Origin of the sequence: Neomesorhizobium albiziae (assembly GCF_900114255.1) — a bacterium.
GTDB classification, from domain to species: domain Bacteria; phylum Pseudomonadota; class Alphaproteobacteria; order Rhizobiales; family Rhizobiaceae; genus Neomesorhizobium; species Neomesorhizobium albiziae.
In genome coordinates, this window is record NZ_FOSL01000028.1 from 28576 (window position 1) to 51280 (window position 22705).

The 22705-nt window shown below is 59.7% G+C and carries 14 protein-coding genes; 7 read left to right on the forward strand and 7 right to left on the reverse strand.

The features are described from left to right. Positions 1-66: 66 nt before the first annotated feature. Complete coding sequence (locus F3H98_RS26475; RefSeq protein WP_149763390.1) at positions 67-1824, reverse strand: type I secretion system permease/ATPase; 1758 nt, start codon at positions 1822-1824, stop codon at positions 67-69. 72 nt (positions 1825-1896) lie between these two features. Continuing rightward, positions 1897-8082, reverse strand: a complete 6186-nt coding sequence (locus F3H98_RS26480; protein ID WP_149763391.1) for a peroxidase family protein — start codon at positions 8080-8082, stop codon at positions 1897-1899. A gap of 621 nt (positions 8083-8703) precedes the next feature. Here F3H98_RS26480 and F3H98_RS26485 point away from each other — a divergent pair. The 3 genes from F3H98_RS26485 to F3H98_RS26495 all read left to right on the forward strand — a co-directional run bounded on the left by F3H98_RS26485 (position 8704) and on the right by F3H98_RS26495 (position 11728). After that, a complete protein-coding gene (locus tag F3H98_RS26485; protein WP_149763393.1) occupies positions 8704-9957 on the forward strand; it encodes a sensor histidine kinase in 1254 nt (417 codons plus the stop codon). A gap of 377 nt (positions 9958-10334) precedes the next feature. Then, positions 10335-10958, forward strand: coding sequence for a LuxR C-terminal-related transcriptional regulator (locus F3H98_RS32620; RefSeq protein WP_188130579.1), 624 nt, complete (start codon positions 10335-10337; stop codon positions 10956-10958). A gap of 557 nt (positions 10959-11515) precedes the next feature. Then, on the forward strand, positions 11516-11728 hold the full coding sequence (locus F3H98_RS26495; RefSeq protein ID WP_149763397.1) for a hypothetical protein: 213 nt from the start codon (positions 11516-11518) through the stop codon (positions 11726-11728). A 9-nt stretch (positions 11729-11737) separates the two neighbouring features. On the opposite strand, the gene F3H98_RS31590 is transcribed toward F3H98_RS26495, so the two are convergent. Together F3H98_RS31590 and F3H98_RS26505 are read right to left on the reverse strand one after the other, a co-directional pair. Continuing rightward, on the reverse strand, positions 11738-11917 hold the full coding sequence (locus F3H98_RS31590; protein ID WP_210249712.1) for a hypothetical protein: 180 nt from the start codon (positions 11915-11917) through the stop codon (positions 11738-11740). 88 nt (positions 11918-12005) lie between these two features. Further along, on the reverse strand, positions 12006-12152 hold the full coding sequence (locus tag F3H98_RS26505; RefSeq protein ID WP_244621915.1) for a hypothetical protein: 147 nt from the start codon (positions 12150-12152) through the stop codon (positions 12006-12008). A 70-nt stretch (positions 12153-12222) separates the two neighbouring features. On the opposite strand from F3H98_RS26505, the gene F3H98_RS31310 reads away from it, so the two are divergent. The 4 genes from F3H98_RS31310 (at position 12223) to F3H98_RS26520 (ending at position 19413) form a co-directional block, all read left to right on the forward strand. Next, positions 12223-12432, forward strand: coding sequence for a hypothetical protein (locus F3H98_RS31310; RefSeq protein ID WP_188130580.1), 210 nt, complete (start codon positions 12223-12225; stop codon positions 12430-12432). A 982-nt stretch (positions 12433-13414) separates the two neighbouring features. Further along, positions 13415-13600, forward strand: coding sequence for a hypothetical protein (locus tag F3H98_RS26510; protein WP_244621916.1), 186 nt, complete (start codon positions 13415-13417; stop codon positions 13598-13600). A 1024-nt stretch (positions 13601-14624) separates the two neighbouring features. Next, positions 14625-19085: a PAS domain S-box protein gene (locus F3H98_RS26515; RefSeq protein WP_188130581.1), complete on the forward strand. Its 4461-nt coding sequence runs from the start codon at positions 14625-14627 to the stop codon at positions 19083-19085. Positions 19086-19098: 13 nt separating this feature from the next. Continuing rightward, positions 19099-19413, forward strand: a complete 315-nt coding sequence (locus F3H98_RS26520) for a response regulator (RefSeq protein WP_244621917.1) — start codon at positions 19099-19101, stop codon at positions 19411-19413. Here F3H98_RS26520 and F3H98_RS26525 read toward each other — a convergent pair. The 3 genes from F3H98_RS26525 to F3H98_RS26535 all read right to left on the reverse strand — a co-directional run. Then, positions 19403-20419, reverse strand: a complete 1017-nt coding sequence (locus F3H98_RS26525) for a chemotaxis protein CheB (RefSeq protein ID WP_149763405.1) — start codon at positions 20417-20419, stop codon at positions 19403-19405. The genes F3H98_RS26520 and F3H98_RS26525 overlap by 11 nt on opposite strands. A gap of 542 nt (positions 20420-20961) precedes the next feature. Further along, entirely contained in the window at positions 20962-22236 is a 1275-nt protein-coding gene (locus F3H98_RS26530) for a hypothetical protein (protein WP_244621918.1), read from the reverse strand. A 273-nt stretch (positions 22237-22509) separates the two neighbouring features. Beyond that, positions 22510-22705, reverse strand: a 196-nt coding sequence (locus F3H98_RS26535) for a sigma factor-like helix-turn-helix DNA-binding protein (protein ID WP_280178027.1), incomplete at its 5' end; no start/stop codon positions are given.

Here is a 22705-nt window from a genome sequence, read left to right on the forward strand (position 1 = left end):
ATGCGAAACGGCGCGCCGAACGAGGATCGGCAGGTTCTTTCTGCTGTTGAAGACCGGTAACTTCGATCATGACATTGCTCCCTGGCGGGCAGTGTTTGCAGCCATTGGCCGAACGTCGGGGCGTCCATTGACTGGCTGGGGCGCCAGGATCTCGGATTTCGAGCCGAACGCGGCCATTTTGCCGTTCTGGATCACGGCAACGAGGTCGACGGCGGCAAGCGCGCTCGGACGATGGGCAATAATGATGGCGATGCCGCCGCGAGCGCGGATGCCTCGGATGGCTTCGGTTAGGGCAGCCTCGCCCTCGCCATCGAGGTTGGAGTTGGGTTCGTCCATGACAACCAGGAAAGGGTCGTTATAGAGCGCGCGCGCAAGCCCGATTCGCTGTCGCTGCCCCGCGGAAAGCACCATGCCGGAAGGACCGATATGGGTGTGATATCCCTCCGGAAGATGAACGATCATCTCATGGACACCCGCGGCGCGGGCGGCGGAGATCACGCCCATGGGGTCCGGCTTTTCGGCATAACGGGAAATGTTTTCCTCGATTGTTGCATCGAGCAGACTGACATCCTGCGGCAGGTAGCCGATGAACTTGCCGATCGCGGTATCTTCCCATTGTCCCATCTCAGCACCGTCCAAGCGCACACTGCCACGAAGCACCGGCCAGACGCCTGTGATTGCCCTGACGAAGGTTGTCTTGCCGCTGGCGCTTGGTCCGATGACGCCAAGCGCCTGGCCCGCCTTGAGTTCGAAGGTAACGTCGCTCAGCAGAATGCGTCCCGAGGCTGGCGCAACGACCGTCATCTTGTCGACGGTGAGCGTCGACTTGGGTGTGGGAAGCACCATCGGCTTCGGTGTTTCGTTCAGTGCCGTTACCGTATCGACCAGCCGTCTGAAGGAATGCCGCGCGCCGACGACGCCCTTCCAGTTGGTGATGGCAAGATCGATTGGGGCCAGCGCCCGTGACGAGGCAATCGACGATGCGATGATTGCGCCGGCGGAAAGCTCACCGATGATTGTCAGGTATGCGCCAAGTCCAAGGATCGCTGATTGCAGGATCATGCGCAGCACCCGCGAAATGGCCCCGAATGTGCCGTTGATGTCGCTGGAGCGGGTCTGAAGGGCGAGATGCTCGCTGTTGGCCACCTCGAAGCGCGTGACGGCCCTGTCGGCGAAGCCCATGGCTTTCAGGATTTCGGAGTTACGGGTGTTGGAGTCTGCGATGGCGCCGCGGCTCACGCCAGACTGCTGCGCATGGCTGGAGAGCCGCCTGAGCAACAGTTCGGCAGCCACTGTCATCAGCGCAAGCACGAAGGCCCCGCCGAACGTCAGGGCCCCCAGCATCGGATGCAGGAAATAGGCGAAGATCAGATAGATCGGGACCCATGGAAGGTCGAAAAGAGCCATCGGTCCCTGCGAGCCGAGAAAGCTGCGGACCACGTCGACATCGCGCCCACGCTCGAGCGACTCCGCGTTCGAGAACCCGTAGCGGGGCATGTCGACCGCAACCTGGTGCGCAAGCGGGGCGAGGCGTTTGTCCAGACGCGCTCCGACCCTGACAAGGACTTGCGACCGGATTACGTCGAACACACCCTGAAAAAGATACAGGCCGATCGCGAGGATGGACAGGGCGACCAATGTCGGGATGCTGCCGCTGGTCAGCGCGCGATCGTAGATCTGCAGCATATAAAACGCCCCGGTCAACGCCAGGACGTTGATGAGGCCAGAGGTGAGGAAAAGGAAAAGGCCGATGCCGCGGAATTCCTTGGTGATGGATTCAACGCTGCGTCGGCGCGCAATCGATTTTGGCTGTTCTTTCGGCATTTACCCGCCCCCAGAATGGCTGATGGAAGTGATCGGGGGCCGGCCGCAACCGCGGCCGGTCCCCTTCGTTGCCTAAGCGATAAAGCTTCCACCCAGAGTAAGCGCCACGTTTCCGGACAGCGTGACCGAGAAGTCGGCCGCGGTGTCGCCGTCGTTGTTGCCCTCGATGACTGTGTTGCCACCCGACTGGTAGGTGCGCAAAACAGCTTGGGCGCCAAACGCCACATTGCCCTGGAGCAGCGTCGTAAAGGCGTTGTTGCCTCCGGTAACCGAGTTGGCGTCGATGCCAGACAGGTCCACGCGGTCGCCCGCCTGGAAGTCGGTGATCACGTCGCCATTGGCAGCGGCATTGGTGCCGAAGACAAACACGTCGTTTCCGCCGCCGCCGGTCATGGTGTTGACGACACCTGCAGTATTGCTCGCAGTGAACGTATTCACCCCGGCTCCGCCGATCACGTTTTCGACCGAGTTGATCGTGTCGGTTCCGGCTCCCGTCACGGCGCCGGTCGCGAAATTGACCGAAGTTGCGCCGGTTACCGCGGACATGTTCAAGGTGTCGGTGCCAGCTCCGCCGTTGTAAGCGTCATTGCCGTCCGCGTTCTGGGCGAGGAACGTGTCGTCTCCGTTGCCGCCGTTCAACGTATCGTTGCCCGCCAGGCCATTCAGGCTGTCGTTCAATCCGCCGCCAGTGATGACGTTGCCTGAACCGTTGCCCGTTCCGGTAAAGGTGCCGGCGCCGGTGTAGCTCAGGTTCTCCAAATTGGCGCTCAATGTGTAGGATGCGAGCGTTGTTTGGACAGTATCCGTACCGGCGCCCGCCGCTTCCGTCACGACGTCGCCTGCTGCGTTGACGACATAGGTGTCGTTGTCGGCGCCGCCGATCATGGTGTCGTTGCCCAGACCACCGTCGAGACGGTCGTCCCCAGCGAGGCCGGACAAGGTATCGTTCAGACCGCCGCCGATGATGATGTTGGCGAGCGCGTTGCCTGTGCCGTTAAAGATACCGGGACCGGTTTTTGTCAGGTTCTCAACGTTGGCACCGAGTGTATAATTGCCGAGCACGGTTTGCACTGTATCGGTGCCGGCGTTCAGGTTCTCGATGATCACATCCCCAGTACCGGCGATATAGGTGTCGTTGCCGGCGCCGCCGGCCATACCGTCGTTTCCAGCGCCGCCGTCGAGGACATCATCGTTGTTGCCGCCGTTCAGCGTGTCGACCCCGTCGCCGCCATTCAGCGTATCGTTGCCATCGCCGCCGTTGAGCGTGTCGCTGCCGCCCATGCCGTTCAGCGTGTCGTTGCCGCCCAGCCCGTTCAGGGTGTTGTTGCCGGTGCCGCCGGTCAACACATTCGCTCCGTTGTTGCCGGTGCCGTTGAAGTTGCCCCCGCCGAGCTTGGTCAGGTTCTCGAGGTTGGCGCTCAGTGTGTAGCTGGCCAAAGTGGTCTGCACTGTGTCGATGCCGCTGGCTCCACCGGTGCCTTCATTGACGACGTCCAGGGCGCTGTCGACAACGAAGGTGTCGTTTCCGTTGCCGCCAGTCATGGTATCGTTGCCAGCGCCACCGTCCAAGGTGTCGTCACCGTCACCGCCATTTAGCGTGTCGTTACCGCCAAGGCCGCTGATGGTATCGTTGCCTCCAGCACCAGACAGATTGTCCTGACCTTCGGTGCCGACGATGATTTCGGCCCCTGCGAGCCCCGTCACCAAATCGCCGACAACGATGGTGGCCGCAGAGGCCACGCTCTCGGCAAAGCCACGGTTGTCGAGGAAGTTCGCGACCACTCGGACTTGCCTGTTAACCTGGGCTTGACCTGGCGTGAAATTGGCATTTGTCGCGCCGGCGATGTTGGTAAAGAGACCGGTTCCCACTCCCGTCTCGACTTGCCATTGCCAGGTGACGTTTGCAGGATTGAAGCCATTCGCATCGGCAAGCGTTCCGACAGAAGCCGTCAGTTGCGAGCCTTCGGTCGGGGTCGTATCACTGATGGCCGGTGCCCCGGTCGCCGGATCGTTGACCAGGCTGACGAACCCGTCAGCGAACTGAAGCTGTTCGATGTTTATGATGGTGTCGGTGCCGTCTATTTGAGTTCCGCCTACGTGCGACACAGTCATGCGTCCGAACGCATCCGTACCAAAAACGTACTCGTCCTGGTTACCCGAGAAGACTGCGGTGTCCATATCGCCGGCGCCGTCTGCCGTTACAATCCGCCGTACGATTCCGAGCTGACCGGGATTGATCGCGCCCGAGAAAATCCGGGATGACAGTGCCGTCATGCTCTCGTGAAGTTCAAGCGGCGCGCCGGTGTGTCCGGTATCGCCGGGCGCGTAAACGCCGATCTGTACGTCGAGCCACTTGTCGCCGTCGATGATGTCATCGCCAGCGAGGCCCGCAATCCTGTCGCTGCCGTCGCCGCCGAGGATGATGTCGCCTTCGCTGAACGACGTCACCCCAGCTCCCAGCAGGGCTTGTAAGCCGTTGATCAGGGCAATACCTTCGGTGTCGAGGGCGCTTCCAGCGATACCTTCCGTTCCGCCTTGGTTGGCCGGCAGCCGCTCCGCTGCTGTTACCTCGGAACCCGTCAGCATGTCGTCGAATGCCGAGCCCGAAAGTCCCTCCATAGACTCGAAGGCGTCTTGCGAGGCGTTCGGCGGCAGTGTTGGAAATTCGTCGAAAATAATCGGAATAGACAGATCCGCGTTCACGCCGGTCAGGTTATCCTTGTATGTAACCCAGTCGTAGCCGGACATTCCGGCCATTTTGCCGCGGCCAGGGCTGCCAACCATGATATCGTCACCGCCTTCGCCGATGAATTCGTCGAAGCCGCCATCGCCCAGGAAGACGTCATTGCCGCGCACACCGTCGCGGGCGAAGATTTCGTCGAAGTTGTCGCCAGGCGCGCCATCGAAGGTACCGGTTTCTAGCCAGTCGTCACCCTCATTGCCGAGAATGCGCTCGGCGTTCTTGTTGCCGAAGATGAAGTCGTTGCCTTCGCCGCCGAACACTTCCGAACCCATGTCGGTACCAAGGACGATAAAGTCCTGGCCCGCGCCGCCAAGTACAAGGTCTAGGCCCGGACCGGCCTGGACGGCGTCATGGCCTTCTCCGGCCTTGATGTTGTCGTCACCGCCTACATCGGTAACGATGTCGTCGCCGTCGCCGGCATTGATGATGTCGTTGCCGTGGCCTCCTTCAAGCTTGTCGTTGCCGCCGTCGCCAAACAGCGTGTCGTCGCCGATGCCGGCAATCAGGATGTCATTGCCGGACGGGTTGACCGCGCTGCCGGGATCGGTGCCGCCCAGCACGACGTGGTCGCCGCCGGTGTAGCGCAGGTAGTTGGTGTCGGGCCCGGCGGTCCCGGGATTGTTACGGATCACAAGAGGCGTCAGGATCGAGCCACCCGTTGGGTCGTTGCCTAGGTTGTCTGCCGACTCGTCGACCAGAGTGGTGGTCGGGTCGTCGACCAAGATACCGTCGGCGCCGGCGGTTTCGCCGAGGCCTGGATTGTACTGCCTGGTGCGGTCGATCTCCAGAATGAGGCCCGGGGTCGAAAACACGTCCGACGGCAGGTGGGTCGCGTCGGTGTTCCGCATGATCATGGCGGCAAAGGAGTTGGCTTCCATCTCGCTGAAGAGATGCAGCCCGTCTAGCCGTTGCAGGTAGTAGAAGCGGTCGCCGTTCTGCAGTTTCTCCATCGTTGTTTCGAACACGAAGTTGAACGTGGAGCCAAGCATGCCGCCAAACGGCGTGATCTGTTCGGCGAGACCGCCGATCCACAGGTCGACGTTCTCGAGGCCGCCGAGATCTGCCGCGTATGCGCCGAGGCCATTGAGGAAGTCTTCGGCATCCGCCGGAACCGCGAGACCGCCAACCGAAACACCGGTGATGATGGTCAACGCGGCATCGCGCTTACCTTCGATGGTGGTTTGCCCGGTGATCAGTGCGTGTGTGCCGTAAGCGGCGATGAAGTTGATGATCGAGGCTTCGTTCTTGAGATGCCCGGCATAGTCGATCCAGCTTTCATAAGGCTTCAGGATCGCGTCGTTGTTGGTCACTTCGTAGAATTCGCGCCGTGCTGCGTTGAGCGAGGGCACACCGGTGTCGCGGCCGCGGGCCAGATTGATCGTCGCGAGGTCGAGAGGCAGGCCGAGCAAGTTGTTGCGCAAGGCGCTGGTGACGAATTCGTCGATCTCGTTACCGACCTGGCGCGTCATGCCGCGGATAATCGAGCCCGCCATTTCTTCGGAGCCCAGTGAGGCGAATTCGATCGGATTGAGGAAGCCCTCGATCAGGCCAATCGATTCGTCATTGAACTGCGGATCGAAGCGATCGATGGATTCTGTGAGCATCGAATGCCCGAAGCGATAAACCACATGGGCGAATTCGGCGACGATGCTCGGGTTGATCGTCACGTCGTAACCGTCAGGAACCAGGAACACGTTGACGTTCGGCTGGATCTTTCGGGCGAACTCCTCGAAGACAAGGTGCTGGTACTGCATCTCCGTGCCGAACTTCGCCGCCTGGAACAGACGCTCGCCATTCCAGTCGAGCGCGGCAAGTGCTGCGGGAGTGGTCGGCAACTCCGTGATTGCGACGTCGAGCCATTCGTTGATGAAGTCGAGATCGCCGGTATCGATCACAACGTCCTTCGTGTGTTCCATCAACCGGTTGTGTTCGGAGTGAAACACATGGTGGACGGCGGTCAGGCCGATGTTTTCGTTGCCGCGCCCGTCGCCCGTCACGAAGTGGGAGTCGAGCAATTCGTTGTCATACTCGGTGCTGCCATTGCCGGGATTGCCAAGCCCGATCTCGGTGTCGCCGTCGGCGATCTTGCCGATCGGCACAGCCGTATGCGCAATATCGTCCAGGAAGGCATGCCCAGTCCGCACGGCAAGGTGCACGGCGGCCGCCGGGTTCGTTGCGTCGACCAGTTCCAGCGGATTCGCCACGGTGCCCGACTGCAGCGTCGGTGGCGAGCCGGCCGGTACGCCGAGCATAACGACTTGCGGGAAGCCGGTTATCGGATCGGGAATGAATTTGCCGTAGGCGTCGGTCGCCAGCAGAGGCAAATTGCCCACGTGGTAATCGGTCAGATCGATGCCCAGAATGTCACGCGCCTGAGCCTTGATCTCTCCCCAGGTCGGCAAGCCGCCATTTGCACCGTCGAGCAACGCGCCCGTGGCCTCCGGCCGCCCGTTGACCAGCGTATATTCGCGCAGGAAAACCTGGTGCGACGCGTGCGACGTGTAGGTCTGGTTTTGATCGACGAACGATGTCGTCGTGTTGAGTGGAAGCGCATGGTCGTCTGCGGTGCCGGCAACGCCGTCAACACCGGGCGACAGCACCGTCGCGCGCGTCAGAACCATGAAGTTGGTGGGGCTCGTCGGATCGTAAAGCGGATCGTCGGGCTGAAGCGGCACGAACACCGTGCCGCTGTTGCCCTTGGCGACGAGATCGAGGCCATGGTCGAAGAACTGGCCGAACAGCGTGAACCACGAGTTGAAGGAGGCCGAAAGGCCTTCGTCCGGTGCAATATTGGTCAGCTTGATATTGTCGCCGTCCATTTCGATGCCATTGGCCGTCAGCATCCCGTCGAGCTCGACGCGCTCAATGGCCAACGCTGCATTGGCAGCATCGGCATCGGCCTGTGTCTGCGCGGCGGCGGCGATGGCGGCATCCAGGGCCGCCTGGGTTTCCGGTGTGGGGTTCGTGTCATGCGCTTGCTGCGCCGAGACCAGTGTGCGTTGCGCATTGATGTTGGCGAGGTTGGCGTCCTCCGCCGCCTCGATGAACGGCTTGACGGTCTGGTACTCCGCCTTGATGGTTGCCGCGATCACAAGCGGGTCGCCCGCAACGCCGGCGCGTTCAAGCGCGACCATGATGGCGGCAGGGTTGTCCAGCGTCTGGTCGACGATCAGGTTCGAAATCGTGCGCAGGCTGCCGTCGACGACGATGTTGCCCGGATTGTTGGAGGGGTTGTAAGACGAAGCCGTCACACCGCCCGGCGCCGGTCCATTCATATCAACCGGGGTCGCGGGACGATAATTCGGGTCCAGCAGCGAGGGAAACTCGTTGTCGGCCGCGCCCCAGTTCTCCCGCCCGGGAAGCAGGTTGTTGTACGTGCCATCCACTGTCCGCAGCCCGAAGCTTAGATTCGGCGCCGGGATGAGATCGCTGAGCGGCGTACCGGCCGCATGGGCTTCAGAAATCTTGATCTGCTCGAGGATGAAGTCCAGATCCGAACGGATGTACTTGACCATTTTCTGCTCCCCAGTGGTTGGCTATGCTGGCTCCCAAGGCGTTCGGCTCAAGAGAGCAGAGTAGCGGTTGCGTAACGCACGCTCGCCATCATCCTTCGCTCGCATTCGAGTCGAGACGACGCGATGTTCTTTCGGAGGTTCCGGCCGCGACGAGGCGCATGCCCCGGGACTTCCTTCCAAGCATGATGCAACTTTGACCGGGGTCGGCGTATGGGCGGAAGTCGAGCTACTTGAGCAACTTTAGGAGAGAGGAATATAACCCATTGGTATCTGCATGATCTGACTTTGGTCTGATAAATAGTCGGACCATGGTACCAAGCAGCCAGTCTTATGAACTTCCCCCGCCTTGACCGCGACCTGTAAATTTCTGATGCTTGCGGTCCGTCACAACTAGCTTGTGCAACGCTACTCCGAGGACAGCAACTGCGGAAAGCACAAACAGACGCTGAACTGCTCACGGGCACTTACCCCTCAGGCGAAAGCGTGGAGTCTACAAGGCAGGTTCCGGAGGCCTCTCGATGGACCCCGGCAAGCACTTGGCGAAGTCTCAGTCCCAAAACGCAATTCCTCGCCACGGCCGTGCTGGTCGTCTGCTGTTTGATGGTAGTTCTCGGTCAGTGGATGAGCGCCCGCATCACTTCCAGCTACGTTCATGCCCGTGCCGATGCCGGCGCCCTTTACATGGAAGGTTTTCTGGCTGCCCATGTCCAGGAATTGTCCGACGGGCGAACAGCACTGTCCGATGGCAAAGCCGATTTGCTCGACGATCTTCTCGACAACACCGGTCTGGCGCACCGGGTCGAGGGCATGAAGATTTGGCTTCGGGATGGAACGATCGCATACAGCACGGACAAGTCGCTGATCGGGAAAAAAATGCCTTCAAGCGAGGTGGATGCAGGCTTTGCGGGAAAGGTTTCTTCAAAGATAGAGCAGAGTCCGGACAAAGAACATGCCGGTCAAATGATAAAAAACTATCCGCTTCTGGAGGTCTATGCCCCGATTTACAAAGAAGACAGCTCCCAGGTAATCGCTGTGGGTGAGTTTTACGAAAAAGCCGGAGGCATGATCGCAGCGCTTTCTCGATCCACTCGTTCCACCTGGGTGATCGTCGGCGCGATGACCGCCATGATGGCAGGGCTGTTGTATTTGATCGTTCGAAGCGCCAACGACCTCATCGTGCGTCAACGGTATTTGCTTCATAGGCAACTAGACGCATCACAAGCATTGTCGGATCAAAACGACAAGCTGCGCCAGGCGGCCGAGCTGGCCCGAATGGACGCGAGCAAATCGAACGAAAGTGTCTTGAACAGGATCGGCGCCGATATTCATGACGGCCCCGTCCAGGTGCTAAGCGCCCTCCTTCTCAGGCCGAGCGACGCCGGCTCTGTTCAGCGGCTGGCAAAACATGTCCTCGATGAGCTCCGCGAAATCTCGAGCGGTCTTGTCTTGCCGGAAATTGAGACCGTTCCCCTCGAATCCGCGCTTCGGCTTGCCGTTCAGCGTCACCGCAGCGCAACCGGAACCGCAGTCGCGGAGCGTTATACAAACCTGTCGATGCAAGTTGCCCATCCGTTGAAAATTTGCCTCTACCGCGTCGTACAGGAGGCGCTCAACAATGCCTTCCGTCATGGTGCTGGCTTGGGGCAAAAAGTTGAAGCGGCAATTGACGATCGCCAGATCATAACGGTGTCGATTAGCGACAGTGGCCCAGGCTTTGCCGCGAGGTCCGCGACCGACCAGACAAGGAAGCCGCTTGGCCTCGACGGAATCAGAAACCGTGTCGATGCCTTCGGAGGCAGCTTGGAAATCATCTCCGCCGACGACAACGGCGCCATGATTCTGATCAAAATCCCCCTCGCCGGAAACGGTGCCTGAATTCCAGCGCCGCGAATGACTGACCCTCGTCAGCACCAAGCGGACAGGCCATGCATCTCCTTTTTCGTGTCAGCGCCCACATGTTGCACTACGCCCGGGAAGCCGGCCTGTCGTTTACATCAGCAATCTGACTGAGCCGACGCGAATGGATCGTTGCTGCGGCCGGCGCCGTGACATCACGCGCGTCGTGCAAATTCCTTCGAGATGCGCCGCCACCCTGGTGGACACGTACAAAAGAGGTACTTGCAAGTAAACATCCGCCATTAGGTCGATGTTGCATGAAAATTCCTGCAAGTATATTTCTTTCACTGCGGCGCGTGGGAGTTATCAACTTGCAGACAGGCAAAACAGTCGCGCTTATAAACCACCAGCCAATAATGCTTGAAGGTCTCCTTCGCATCTTCGCGGGGAATGATTCTCTTGTTTTGCTTGAACTCGGCCTTCCAACTTCGGAAACGGTCGACATGATCGTGCGGCGGCACCCCGATCTCATCGTCCTGGACTCCGAGGGACCGGATCGTGGAATCGATAAGATAGCCGTCATTGCGCGGCAAAGCCCGCAGACAAAGGTCATGGTCTTCACATCCGCAATCAGCATCGACCATGCGGTACGTGCGCTCGACGCGGGCGCTGTAGGCTATGTCTCCTCCACCAGTACCGCGGAGGAACTCCTGCACGCAGTCAAGGCCGTGCTTAGCGGAGAAACTTTTATAAGCCAAAACATCGCCACCAAAGTTATTTCCGCGCTGAGAACGGCCGCAGCGGCGCGCGAGACGGCTGCGCCGGCAAAAGCGCTCAATGTAAGGGAAGAGCAGATCGCCAGCCTCTTGCTCAAGGGTCAGACCAACAGGGAAATGGCGCGCAATCTTGGCCTGAGCGAAAAAACGATAAAGCACTACATGACGATCCTCATGCAGAAATTGCGAGCCAGGAACAGGCTTGAACTCGTCCTTGCAATCCGGCCCACCGCGTCCGCAACTGGCAATCCCCTTTTTAACTGAAAGTCTCACGTTTTGAGTGGCGCCCGGCGCGGCCGTGCCGCGGGAACCGATGGCAAAACAGCGAATTGTTCGTGCCCCATGCCGTTGGATCCACTTGAGCATCGCATCTAGAGGATGCACCATCAGCGTTTCTGAAAGGCTGCGGAAGACAGTCCCCGTGCGAACGTCAGCAAATGCGCTCAATAAGCGCAGGACTGAAGGCGAATGATTGCAAACGCCCGTTCAGCGTAGAGCTTTGCATGCTGATTCCTATAATTCGATCGGATCGCGTTCCGGATCGACGAGACTCATCCGGCACGGCACGTGAACAGTCCACGAAGGTTCTTGTTTGATGGTTCGCGATCGATATGATGCCATGTCCCTCCTTCATGACGACCAACCCTGGCACGTGCTGGCAGTTCCCGAAGCCTGTGAATGCCCCCGGCATTTTTTCGCGGCGCCCTTTTTTGCAAATGAGTTGCAATTGCGAGGATGCATGTTAGGCTTGGATTGAATAGGCGCACCCGCAGCATTTTTTACATCAGAGCACTGGGTTGGAACGGTCTGGTCAAAGGCAGATGGATAAGCTGCACGGAACTCCATCCGAAATGAATGCGCAGGCTAGGAAACTCTCCGACGCCGAGTTGATTGAGATTGCGCATCTCGATGAAGCCACATTTGCTTTGATAGCGCGCGCGGAACTTCAACGGCGCAACACTTGGTTCAGCGATACAACGCTCATCGTTGCAATGATCAGCATGGTTTTTGCTGCAATTGCCCTGTTACTCTAACTTGTTCGGTTAGGTGCGCTCGAGCAGTTCGACGTTCGGTTCGCCGTGCGAACCGAGATCGAGGCACTTCACTGCTGCGAAGCAAGCATCTCCGGTCAGGCCGGCGAGCAGGTCACCCATAGTGGTTTCGACGTGGATGTCCTTGCCGCGACTGCTCTTGGGCAGCTTGCCCAGAAGATGTGCCGGCAACAGCTCGGCGCCCAGTTGCCGCAGGCTTGCCGTCTGTTCCAGTGCCTGCCGGGACCGTTGCAGCGTGCCCGCGGTGGTCGGATGCCGCTCAAATCGACTTAAGATATTCGATGAGGTTGCTCTTCTCCTGTTCGGTGAGATCAAGCCGGAGATGACCATCGTAGTGCTTGACGACGTCGCCGAGCGTGGCGAACCGGCCGTCATGGTAGAACCCGCCCTTGTGGATTTTATCCATGTCCCATAGCGCCCGTAGCGGCGCGGTCCGGTAGCGCCCGTCCGGCGAGCGCATTGCCTGGAAGTTGGCGATGAGAAATCTTGCGGCAGCGGGCAAGAAGGGTGCGAAGAAGGGCGCCAAGAAGGGTGCACAGGCGGCCAGTCTGGCTGTCGAGGCCGCGCAGAGTGCGGCTAATGCGATGATCGACGTGGTACGCGGCGCGGCCCACACCTTCCTCCCCGCGACACAGAAGGCTGCAACTGGGCACTCGAAACGCCCAAAAAGGGCGGCGGTGAACTAGTAAGGGGTTCACGTAAGAAGGGCTATCCGGCTCGCAGCGGATTGCCTCGCCCGATGGAACGCTGGCTTCTGCGCAGCCATAAAGACACCGCCCTGCAGCGGATAACGTCGAGCGCGATCCTTCGGGCTTTTGGCGTCCTGCTGCGCCATCACCCCGGCGCTGCTTTTTCCATGCTAGGCGCGGGGGCGGCCCAGGCAGGGAGGGCTGCGGTATCCGAGGTCTGCAGTGCCCTACATCTGACAGATGAAGGAGCCGCAATCGACAAGGGTGAATGATGGATAAGATCACCCGCTCTGGCGCGAAGTCGGTCGTGAAAGCTTTTGCCGGTGTTCCCATGGTTGGTTACACGGCTCACCGCAAGCCAGAGTGAGGGATCAAGCGCTGCCTTCCATCTTGAAATTTCACAGGCTGCCGGGAAGGCATTCCGTGCCCATGTGAGCATAAGGCGAGAATCCCTACCTCTTTCTGTCGACACGATCGGCAAGATGCTCGCGTTGGGCGACGAGGTATCCGTTCACTGCGAAGCATTCGGCTCGCCCGACGGGTCGGGCATGGATCACGGCTGTCTCGACAAGGACCTTCGACCCTACACATACTGCCCGAAATGCCGCGCAGTTGGCCGGCCGGACAAAAAGCTAGGTTTCGTCCATCACACGCTGACCGACCCTCATTCGGCGTGGCCGCGCCACATGAAGGCAGCCAATCCGCATGAGCAAAGATCGGCCTGACCTTGAGCGCAAGGGGAGGGCGCGGCGGTGGTTCTCCGTACCGATCGTTCAGATAGTGCTGTTTGTATTGCTCCTTCCAACGTAATTGGACGGGCCGCCCCCTCAGGCGCATTGTGTCCACCCTGCCGCGATCCCCCACACCGCCAAACCTGCGGCAGGAGCATGGGCCGGGAGGTGACCCCTCGCCTTCCGGCTTGGCCGGCGCTACTGAACAAAATCGAATGCACCGCGTTGTTTCAATCGGAACCGAAAGGATGGCGATGAGTCGCAAACGCGAATTGATTGAGCCCAGTAAGGGCGACAAGCGCTATGTACGCCGCGACAACGAAGGGCGCTTTTCTAAAACCGACGACGTTTCGAAATCGCTGGCACAGGACGTGCGGAAGAAGGCCAAGACCGCAGTGAAACCTGGGCACGGCGACCGCGGAGACCAAAAGTAGCGAACTCCGCCTCCCTGCAGATAGAAATATGGGCGCACACAAGCTGTCAGTCCGCTAGCGGCCACGATCAGGCCATTCGGCGCCATCGCCGCCCATCGTCTGCAAGTGGCGCTGTCTGTTCTTTTCGGCCGGGGCCAAGGACTAAAGACAACGAGGCGTGGCGGACCTTAGAACATGGCGCCCTGCGCCGGCGCTGCGGGAAACTTGAGGGTTTCTCGACAATGACAAGCTGATCGTCGGGGAGGGACGTTGCAGCGCCTTAGCCTCGCTCCAAGGCGTGCCGTAGCCGGCCTTGCCTTGATGCGCTCTGGCGGCGAAGGAATCTCCCATTTCAACACCGTCAGTTCGCTCGCGGTCGGCAGAAACGCGGATCCCCGGCCCAAGCGTGTTCGGATAGATATCGATCGACGGCTCATTCCAGCGGGCGAGGTCGCGAAAAGCGCGGGTGAGGTACGCAAGGCCTCAAGTGATGTGGTGACGTTGTAGAAATTGCACCTTCGGCTATTGTCTACCTGGCTGCATTGCCAAGTCGCCTTATCGGGCACGCAATGGTTGAGGGAAACCTATGACGGGCTGCGAAAAATCACCGGACTACGGCGGCCGGCCGATGAAGCCATGGGAGCCGGCTCTGTGGATCGCTGCGTCTATTGCGCTGGCGGTGCTCGCCTGCATGTTTTTTGCATGACAGCATCGCTCCTTATACAAAGCAGAAGGGAGCGTTTCGGGGCGACCACGGCCTGCTGAACCCGTGCTTTCAGCTTTAGCCCCATTTCGCCGGCCAATAATGGATGTCGAGATTCGAAACCTAGCTACCGTACGCCATCTCGCTTTCGATCTCCGATTAAGATGAGCAGACGGGTTTCTGGAGTCTGGGTGCGTGCCCTCGCTCTGACCGTGCAGAAGTTAATTGCCGAAAGAGGGGGGGTATGCGAAGTTTCGCTGAGGCCCCTCGCATGCCGTGTCATGGGCAGAGAACGAAGGAATGGGCACTCTTGACGGGTGCCGCGCCGGGTGGGCAGGACCAATGGCCGACGAACCATCGCGAACAGCCAAACGTTTCGGAAAATCAAAAACCGCGCCTCGGAAAAACGTAAAGTCACAGGCGGCAGGGCGGCAGGTGGGCACAAGGGAACACCGGGACCAGATCGTTTCCACGATTTCCAAGGACCGGGCAGTGGCAACATCGCCGATAACGCTCGTCGGCATCGGGGCATCGGCGGGCGGCATTGAGGCTCTGGGCACCTTCTTCGATTCCATGCCAACTGACAGCGGCTGCGCTTTCGTCGTCGTACTTCATCTCGATCCGACCCGCGAAAGCGAGATGGCGCGTATTCTGAGCGGTCGCACGAAGATGCCCGTCGCTCAAGTCAAGGACGGAATGAGGATCGCCCCCGATCACGTCTATGTCATCGCGCCCGATACCGAACTGAAGGTCCGCGATGGCGAGCTGCATGTTTCCAAACCTTCGGTGCGCCGAGGCCAGCGGCATCCGGTCGACTCGCTATTCGGCTCGATTGCCGTCGAGCATCGCGAACGAGCGATCGCGATCGTGCTCTCTGGCACGGGCAGCAACGGCACCGAGGGGCTGAAGGACATCCGGGCAGAAGGTGGTATGAGCCTGGTGCAGTCCCCCGAAACTGCGAAATTTGACGGAATGCCGAAAAGCGCCATCGACGCGGGCATGGCTGATCATATCCTGGCACCGGAAGAAATGGCGGACGCGCTGCTTGCCTACATCGGCCACGGCTACGCTTCCGCCTCCGTCGATGTCGAGGTTGAGGGCGCTCCACCGAGCGGTGAGGCGACGGTTGAACAGGTTCTCGACTTTTTACGTGCGCAGGCCGGACATGATTTCAACAGCTACAAGCGCAGCACTCAGCAACGACGCATCCACCGCCGCATGGGTCTGCGCAACATCGCGACGCTCGGCCAGTATATGGACGAATTGCGCGGCAACCATGCGGAAGTCACGACCCTTGTCACGGATTTGATGATCAGCATCACCGGTTTTTTTCGTGATGCCGAGGCTTGGCGGATCCTTTCGGAACTAGTGATTGCGCCGCTGGTCACCGAGCGTCAGAACCGCACTCCGCTGCGTATCTGGGTTCCCGCCTGCGCGACGGGCGAGGAGGCTTATTCGATCGCCATGCTGGTGACGGAGCAGGCCGAGGCGGTCGGCAAGCAGTTCGACCTGAAAGTGTTCGCAACCGATGCTCAAGAGGATAATCTGCGCAAGGCGCGGGACGGCATATATCCGGCCGCGGCTCTGTCCGGCCAGCCGCCGGAGCGCCTCCGGCGCTTCTTCGAAAAGGTCGACGGCTCTTTCCAAGTGACGAAGGAACTGCGCGACATGGTCATGTTCGCGGCGCAGAACCTGTTGCGTGATCCGCCCTTCTCACGGCTGGACCTTGTCTCGTGCCGCAATTTTCTGATCTATCTCGAACCCGAGGCGCAGCAGAAGATCATCGCGCTTTGCCATTTCGCGCTGCGGCAAGGCGGACATCTGTTTCTCGGCAACGCTGAAACAATCGGGCGGCACGACGATTTGTTCGAAACGGTCTCAAAAAAATGGCGGATATATCGGCGCGTCGGTCCTACACGGCATGACCTCATAGACTATCCGCCACCCCGCAGCGTAACGGAACCGGGCATGCAAGATGAGCTGCCGCCGCAAGCAGAGCTGGCGACCACTTCGGCGACCGAGTTGGCGCGGCGGGCGCTGCTGGAGCGCTATGCACCCGCATCCGTGCTGACCGACCAGAGGGGCCGTGTCCTCTATTTCCACGGAACGACCAGGGACTACCTTGAGCAGCCATCGGGAGAGCCGACCAGGGATCTCCTAATCATGGCACGTGAAGGGCTCGCCAATAAACTGCGGGCTGCCATGCGTCAGGCATCGGAGGGAAGGAACAGCGTGACTGTCAAGGCCCGCATCCGGCAGGGCGGTTCGAGCCGTTCCGTCGATATAACGGTTACTCCTTTGCCGGCCTCCCCGCAGAGCGGTGGCCATCTGCTTGTAAGTTTTTTGCCGGATTCCCCGACTGCCGAGGCCGGTCCAGCGGCCATTCGTGAGGATGCCGGGGAGGCTACGTCGAGCGAGCGCGCCCTTCAGCAAGAGTTGACGACGACCCGCGCAGAATTGCGTCACACCATCGAACATCTGGAGACGGCCAATGAAGAGTTGAAAGCTTCGAATGAGGAAGCCACTTCAATGAACGAGGAGCTTCAGTCGACCAATGAGGAGCTCGAAACGTCAAAAGAGGAGCTCCAATCGTTCAACGAGGAGCTCAACACGGTCAACAACCAGCTTCAGCACAAGATCGGCGAACTGGAACGCGCCACCAATGATCTGAACAATCTCCTGGCTGGGTCGGAGACGGCTACGCTGTTTCTTGACGACAAGTTGCGTATCAAATGGTTCGCGCCAGCGACAAAGGAACTTTTCGACCTGGTATCTTCGGACGTCGGCCGCCCGATCATCCATTTCGCCCGGAAGTTCTCCGATGAGAATTTGTTGACAGATGCCGAAACCGTGCTGAAGAAGCTAACCACAATTGAGGTCGAGGTTCCGAGCGATACCGGCCGGTGGTTCTTGCGCCGCATGCTTCCCTATCGCACGCGCGACAACCATATCGCAGGCGTGGTCGTCACCTTCAGCGATATCACTGACCGCAAACAGGCTGCCGACACGGTCAACGAAGCGCGCGTCTATGCAGAAGCCGTGGTGAAAACCACACGCCAACCGCTACTCGTTCTGGATGGGGAGCTACGCGTCCAGTCGGCAAATCTAGCCTTCTACGATCAGTTTCAGGTTCGCCAGCAGGAAACCGCTGGCCGACTCGTCTACGAGCTAGGCAACGGCCAATGGGACATTCCCGCCCTGCGGGCGCTTATCGAAGAAGTTTTGTCCAAGAACCAAGCGGTCGTTGATTTCGAAGTCGAGCATGAATTTCGTGACATAGGTCGGCGTTGCATGCTGCTCAACGCCAACAAGCTGTCGCGCAACGGCGGCCGCGACGATATGGTTCTGCTCTCCATCGAGGACATCACCGAGCGCAGGAAGAGCGAGAGTGCAATCCGCCACAGCGAGCAAAGCCTGAAAGACTTGATAGAGGCCCTTCCAGGCGCAGTCTACACGACCGACGCTGCCGGGATGATCACCTCCTACAATCCGGCAGCCGTCGAAATCTGGGGCCGCGAGCCGGTGCTCGGGAAAGAGCAATTCTGCGGGTCATGGCGTATGCGAAAACCGGACGGCACGCTAATGCGGCACGACGAGTGCCCGATGGCCATCGCTCTGAAGGAGAAACGGCCGATACGGGGGGCCGAGGCAGTGGTCGAGCGGCCGGACGGCGATCTCGTGCCTTTGCTCGTCTATCCAACACCGCGCTTCGACGCCTTAGGCTCTCTTATCGGGGCGGTGAACATGCTGGTGGACATCACGGAGCGCAAACGAGCGGAGGCGCTGGCGGAACGGCTGGCCGCAATCGTGGAAACCTCCGACGACGCGATTCTGAGCAAAGACCTCAGAGGAACAGTCACCAGCTGGAACAACGGAGCCGAGCGCCTGTTCGGCTACACTGCGGAGGAGATCGTCGGCAAATCCATCATGACGCTGGTCCCGCAAGACCGACATGACGAGGAAGCAGGGATTCTCAATCGCATTCGCCAGGGCGAACACATCGAACATTATGAGACGATCCGGCTATGCAAGGATGGAATTCCCGTTTGGGTCTCGTTGACCATTTCGCCACTTCGGAACGGCGAAGGCAGGGTCATCGGCGCATCCACGATCGCGCGCGACATGACCGAACGGCGGCGCGCGGACGAACACCGCAAAATCCTCATCGACGAGCTCAATCATCGCGTCAAGAATACGTTGGCGGTCGTCCAGTCCATCGCGTCGCAGACACTTGGCCGCGCATCGACGATGGAAGAGGCACGTGCCGCATTCGGAGCGCGGTTGATCAATCTGGCGAATGCGCACGACGTGCTGACGCGTGAAAGCTGGGTGGGCGCGAGCCTTCGAGAGATTGTCTCCGACACGATCAAACCGCATGCGGGCGGTGAAAACCGCTTCGACGTCGACGGACCGAATGTGCAACTTTCGCCGACCGCCGCGCTGGCGATGTCGATGGCGCTGCACGAACTCAGCACAAACGCTGCCAAATACGGTGCTCTGTCCGCGGAGAGCGGGCACGTTGGTGTCGTTTGGAGCATCGATGAAGAAGGGGAGGATCGCCGTTTGGTCCTGCGCTGGGAGGAAAGCGGCGGCCCGGAAGTTATTCCCCCAGAGCGAAAAGGCTTCGGATCACGCCTGATCGAACGGGCTCTGGCGTCGGAACTCGACGGCGAGGTGCGCGTTCAATACGAACCCTCCGGTCTTGTCTGCACAATCAATGCACCCATGCCGGTCGGGCAAGATGTGCTCGGGGGACAAGGTGAGACAGGCAAACGCGAGGCGGATTCTAGTCGTAGAGGATGAGTTCCTAGTCGCAATGGACCTTGAGGATTTGCTGACGGAGATGGGGTTTGAGGTAGTTGGACCTGCTAACCATTTGCGAGATGCGATCGAACTCGCGCGCGAAGAGCAGATCGATTTTGCCGTGCTCGATATCAATGTCGCTGGCGCGCAATCTTTTCCTGTGGCCGACATACTGCGTAACAGAAATATCCCCTTTGTCTTCTCAACCGGATACGGCGCCGAAGGTCTCGTCGACGGCTATCGCAACGAAGTGGTCTTGCGAAAGCCATATGGACCGCAGGAACTGAGGCAAGCTATCGCTGCGCAACTCAGGCCGATCAAGCCCTGACTTGACGGGTTGCTTGGTCCACAGCGAACGTTTCTGGCGTGATCCAATCCTGCTCGACAAGGTCGCGTAGCTTGTAGGCGCGATCAAGTGCCTGTTTGCTGGCAGCCTGCCAAGCCGCAGAGGCGTCTGGTTGCGTTAGGCGGGCGTGCTCAGCCATCTGGAGACAGAATTCGGCCCGTTCGTTGAGAAATCTGACGGCCGCGCGCATCGTCCGTTCCATTTCATCAAACTGTGCCGTGGCCATGATCTCTGCGGTGTAACTATGGCCGATGTGGCAGCCGAACTTGATGATCTCTCCGTCTCCGGATGCGTGGAGTGCGCCGCCGCATTCCGGGCAAGTTACCGCGATTGGACGTTCGAAGGGCTGGCCGTCGATAATTTGAGGATCTGGCTCGGCATTCGGTTGAGAAAGCGTGATCGGCATGACCAGTTCCTTTCCATCATCTCCACTGACCAGTCGAATGAGCAAATTCGACATCTCTGCAATTGGCACGCGATAGTCGAGCGCGACATGTGCGGCTGCGCTGGCCGGCATTTCCGGGTAGGCGGCGTCGTCCGGATCCTGCGCAATCGCGATTCCGCCACAACGCTTTATCTCGCCGAGGCCGAGCGAACCGTCATTCAGATTGCCGGTCAGGATCACTCCGATGGCACTGGGACCGTAGCCTTCCGCCACGCTGCGGAACAGCGGATCGATTGCCGGCCGCGCCCAGTTCACCTTCGGGGTCCGTAGCAACCGCAGACTGCCTCGCGTCACGGTCATGTGGCGGTCGGGCGGCGCAACATAAATATGGCCAGGCTTAATCATTTCGCCGTCCTCGGCATGTTTTGCGGGTAAGGGTCCGGCTGCATTCAAAAGCTTAGGCAGCTCACTTCGATGAGTGCCGATATGTAATACGACGAGAATGGGGGTCTTGAGCGTATCTGGCACAGCGGCCGCGATCCTACACAGGGCTGCGACTCCGCCCGCTGACGCGCCGATTGCAATGACTGTGGAGCGTGCCATGAGACCCTCGGAACGCGGTTCGACGACCCAATTGAATTAACGCCGGAAACAGAGGAAGGTTCAGTGGATCTCTGCTTGGCGGCGCACTGATCGCAACCGCCATGACGCCCTTATCAACAAGCCTGCCGCAGCCTGCGGTCCAAAAAAGGACGGGCAATGAACCGGCCGGTCAAGTTGGCCGCGGCTCATAGAAGCGGCACCAGCCGTCCGGGCTGATTTCACCCGCAACGATCTCGCATGCGTTTGGCCTGAGGAAATGGCTGCATCCCCCGCAGCGACGACCTTGATTTGGCGAAGACTGGTACCGTGCCACAGACTTTAGTGTTGTTCCAGCGCCGCGCGCAGCTGGTTGACCCGACATGCAAGCAGCAAGCCCGCTCCCACCGACAATCGCAGCGCCGGTTATGGACACTCGAAGAAACGTGCGCCTGGAGAACGTTCCGCCATCTTGTGTCGCTCTGCGGTTCATGTCGCAACGATCTTCGTTCATGAACTTTCCTCCCTATCGCCACCCACTGAAGTGCGGTGGCGTCGGATGCCGGTCAAATTGACTTAAGGTATTCGATGAGGTTGCTCTTCTCCTGTTCGGTGAGATCAAGCCGGAGATGACTATCGTAGTGCTTGACGACGTCGCCGAGCGTGGCGAACCGGCCGTCGTGGTAGAACCCGCCCTTGTGGATTTTATCCATGTCCCATAGCGCCCGTAGCGGCGCGGTCCGGTAGCGCTCGTCCGGCGAGCGCATTGCCTGGAAGTTATCGATGCCGATCTCATCGGCCGTATGCAGGTTCCACCCAGGTTCCGTAAAAATCGGTGGCACGTGGCATGTGGCGCATTTTGCCTTGTCGTTGAAAAGTGCCTCTCCTCTTTTGGCGGCGGCGCGATCGAAGGAACCCTCGGGCGACTTGGGCGTCGGCAGCGAGAGTTGATAGAAATGAAGCGCCGGCAGCTTGGCCGTGATCCGATCCTCCTTGTCGTGTTTGTGGCCCTGTTTCGTTCTGGCCGCGACCGGATACTTCTCGGCATCATCAAGACGTGGATCGTAGAACACGCCCTTGCCGTGCATTTCGAGATTGCCGACATAGGCGTTCCAATAGCTGACGGTGCCCCAGGAACCAGTCCAGGTATGGTTGTTCACCCCGGCCAATCCGAAGGCGGGGGGATTGAGCGTGGCCGATGTCTTGCCATCGGGCCGGAATGCCTTTCCGTCGAGGTTCAGTTGGGCATCGAATTTGCCTGGCCCCCATGCTTCGAGCGCCTTCTTAACCTCGGTCTCGGAGATTTGCAGCATCTCGGTAAAGGCAGTCAGGTCAGGCGCCAGCACAACGATCGCCCCGATGTTGAGGTCGCGGTTGGGCCAGCCGTCCAGCCGGTGACCGATCCCGGGCGCGTAGGCGTCATCGACGGTCGAATGGCACAGGGCGCACTGAATGCCGACCGAGGCCAGCGCCTTGCCGTCCGCGCTAAAGAAACCGGTCACGCCGACGACTGCGTTGGCCTTGAGAAGGACAAGCGTGCTGGCCGGATCGGTGAGGTCGACCTCACCCTTGTTGAGCGCCTTGGCGACAGCCTCGGGAATCTTGTTGATGTCGACCTTCAGCCCAAGCTCGAGAGCTGTCTTCGGGCTGAGACCCGGCCCCTTGCCGCCAAGTTTCTCGCCAGCGATGGCCTCGTGGAGCTTCATCCTGGCTCCCCAAAAGTCCTCGCTGCCAAACGTGTCGAACCGGAACGTCTCGCGGCCTTCCTCCAGATATTGCTCGGCCTGCTCGGCGGCAGCGGCATCGTATTCGTTCCCGCCGCTCGGTTCCTTCGAACGCATTTGAGCGGCGGCTGGTATGAGAGCCGCAGACAGTAGAAAGACCATGGAGACGCCAATTCGATTGAACCGTGCAGACACTGCCCTGTCCTCCCGAACATGATTTTCCAGTCGGCGCATCGGTTCGGCGACGTGTCACCGAATCTGGGCCCACACTATTGGATGATCGAACGGGCAAAAGGTTCCCGTCATCCAGCGTGCCGACCTATCAACCACTGAACTTCTGCCGACACCCGAAAGGTCAGACGCAGAAAAAGGGCGTCTTCCTTCACGCAGCTAGGTTGGAAGTTGGAGACGATCCATAACGGTCGCGGTTAGTCGCTCGCAGCGTCGGCCCTCAAAGGGAAATGCATTCAGCAGCACGGGACCAATCTGTTCGTCCAGCTTTTTGCGAACGAGACGGCGAGCGCGATGGAGCCGCGTCCGCACTGTTTCGGGACGCAGGCCGAGCAGTTCCGCGGTTTCTTCATTG